This window comes from Lentimicrobiaceae bacterium (assembly GCA_028697555.1).
Lineage (GTDB): Bacteria > Bacteroidota > Bacteroidia > Bacteroidales > UBA4417 > UBA4417.
On record JAQVEX010000088.1, the window covers coordinates 1 to 2,746 of the forward strand.

At 35.5% G+C, this 2,746-nt stretch carries 3 protein-coding genes; 2 read left to right on the forward strand and 1 reads right to left on the reverse strand.

Translation table 11 applies throughout. The features are described from left to right. On the forward strand, positions 1 to 1,372 hold a 1,372-nt coding region (locus PHP31_09920; protein ID MDD3739593.1), incomplete at its 5' end, for a prolyl oligopeptidase family serine peptidase. Between the two features lie 5 nt (positions 1,373 to 1,377). On the opposite strand, the gene PHP31_09925 is transcribed toward PHP31_09920, so the two are convergent. Further along, positions 1,378 to 1,854: a CYTH domain-containing protein gene (locus tag PHP31_09925; protein ID MDD3739594.1), complete on the reverse strand. Its 477-nt coding sequence runs from the start codon at positions 1,852 to 1,854 to the stop codon at positions 1,378 to 1,380. Positions 1,855 to 2,441: 587 nt separating this feature from the next. Here PHP31_09925 and PHP31_09930 point away from each other — a divergent pair. Next, the coding region (locus PHP31_09930) for a cysteate synthase (GenBank protein MDD3739595.1) at positions 2,442 to 2,746 on the forward strand (305 nt) is incomplete at its 3' end.

Here is a 2,746-nt window from a genome sequence, read left to right on the forward strand (position 1 = left end):
TGTAGGAACCGAAACCGACCAATACATTCCACGCGTTAGGTTTACCAACGATGACGCAAAATTAGCTGTGTATAGGTTAAACAGATTGCAAAACTTTTTAGAAATTTTGATTGCAAATCCCAATACCGGAGCTACAAGTCATTTATACACCGAAAAAAATGAACGTTATATTGATGAAAAATATTTCGACCAAATTTTGTTTCTCGATGATAACGAGCACTTTATCATAATGAGCGAAAAAGAAGGGTATGCTCAATTGTATTTGTACAAAATGGATGGGAAGCTCAAAAACAAAATAACCGAAGGTAATTTCGATGTTACCGATTTTTACGGATGCAATCAAAAAGATAAAATTGTGTATTTTCAGGCAGCGTTGCCAAATCCTTATCAAAGAGAAGTCTTGCAAATTAATCTCGACGGTAGCAATATGAAAAAAATCAGTGTCGCTGATGGTAACAACTATGCTTATTTTTCAGCTACTTACGAATACTTTTTGTTAAATCACTCTTCTGTCAACGTGCCGCCAACATCTATAATGTATGATAAAAACGGCAAAAAAATCAGAACTATCAAAGATAATGTGGAATTAAAACAATTGGTAAATCAATACGAAATATCGTACAGAGAGTTTTTTAGTTTCAAAACTTCTGAAAACGTTGAATTAAACGGTTGGATATTGAAGCCGTACAACTTCGATCCAAACAAAAAATATCCGATATTTATGACTCAATACAGCGGTCCTAACTCTCAAAGTGCTCTCGACGAATGGGCTATTAATTGGGAAAACTATCTTGCAGCCAATGATTATATTGTTGTTTGCGTCGATGGCAGAGGTACTGGCGGAAGAGGTGAGGAGTTTCGCAAATGTACCTATTTGCAGTTAGGTAAGTACGAGACAATAGACCAAATAGAAACTGCCAAATATCTTAAAACTCTTCCTTTCGTCGATGGCGATAGAATAGGAATTTGGGGTTGGAGTTTCGGCGGATATATTTCTTCGTTGTGTTTGGCTAAAGGAGATGGAATTTTTAAAATGGGAATAGCTGTCGCGCCGGTAACTAATTGGCGTTACTACGATAATATTTACACCGAAAGATTTATGAGAACTCCGCAGGAAAATCCCGACGGATACGACGACAATTCGCCATTGAATTTTGCTAAAGATTTCAAAGGTAAGTTCCTTATGTGTCACGGCACTGCCGATGACAACGTTCATGTGCAAAATGCTATGGAATTAGCCGAAAGGCTTGTGCAAGCCAATTTTCAGTTCGATATGCAAATATATACCAACAGAAATCATGGCATATATGGTGGAAATACAACATATCACCTTTATACAAAAAAGGTAAACTTTATTTTTGATAATTTATAAGTCGTTTACCAAGTACTAAAAGGGTGCTCCGATAGGTAAGCATTAGTATATTTAATATCTTCGCTAACTTCTTTACCCAACCAGCTTATGTTAGGTATGTGAGCGTTTTTGTCGTCGAGTTCTATTTCTGCAAGAACCAAGTCCTTGTTCAATCCTTTAAATTCATCAACTTCTATAATAAGGTTTTGAATTTTAACTATGTGGCGAGTTTTTTCAACTAATTTGTCTTTATCGCAAGCAGACAAAAGCGACTTTGCATCGTTTATATCTATATTTATTTCCCATTCTTCGCGTTCTATCAAACTACCATTAATGGGTTTCTTTATATTAATATTGGCTTTATCTCCGCAAATTCTTATTCTTATTGATATATCAGTACTAATATGTAGGTAACCCTGAATTATATCGTAACTGTTGCTAACTTTGTCTTTGTATTCACCATCGACTATAAATTTCCTTTCTATTTCAATTGTTTTAGCCATTTTGTCGTGTTATTTGTTTGTAAAAGTACACAAGTTGCTCAATATAGTAAAGTTTGTGTTTGTTTTTTTTATTGCTTACCGCTTGGCTCTTGGTTGTTGGCTCTTGGCTGGTGCGTGTTTCGTGTTTCGTGTTTCGTGGTGCGTGTTACGGGTTCGACATTTTCGGTCACTGAGTGCCGAAGGCGTATCTAAGTGCCGAAAATGTTACCACTTCCGTCTCCCATCTCACAACTCCTGACTCCTGACTCATAACTCGAAACTTCGCACTTCACACTTCTGTCTTCCGTCTTCGGTCTTCCGACTTTCGACTTCCAACCACTCATCACTCATCACTCATCACTCATCACTCATCACTCATCACCAAAAGCTAACGGCTAATGGCTAAAAGCTAAATAAACAATTGATGATGTCTTTTACCAAAATTATATCTGACAATAATGATATTTTATCTAATTGCATATCAACAGAACCCATAATAAATAGCTAAGTGTAATAATTTGTAACTATTTTAAAAGTCCGTTTTATTTTCCTTTAGAAATGTTAATTTTGTAACTGTGAATTTATAATCTATTAAATATTACACTACTATGCGCGACGTATCTACAGACTATAAATTAAAATCGTTTAGAACAAAAAATGTTTTTGAAGATACAGGTTGGTTGTTATCCGAACCTTCCGTGGATGAACCCTCATTGATACGGGCAATTTACGCAAATAAACAATTAAATGTTAAAGACGACTCATACGGCTTGTATAAGTACTCTGATTGGCTACCTGTCAGAAGGTTTTTAGAAGGTTCGTCTGCACCTGTTACATTTAAAAGTGAAGATTTGGCAAATTATTTAGGACTACCTAATTTATATATAGTATTTAGTGGTTGGTTCCCGAAAAT

Bases quoted from the DNA above. Each gene is read 5' to 3' on its own strand.
- PHP31_09925 (MDD3739594.1), bottom strand. From the start codon at position 1,854: ATGGCTAAAACAATTGAAATAGAAAGGAAATTTATAGTCGATGGTGAA.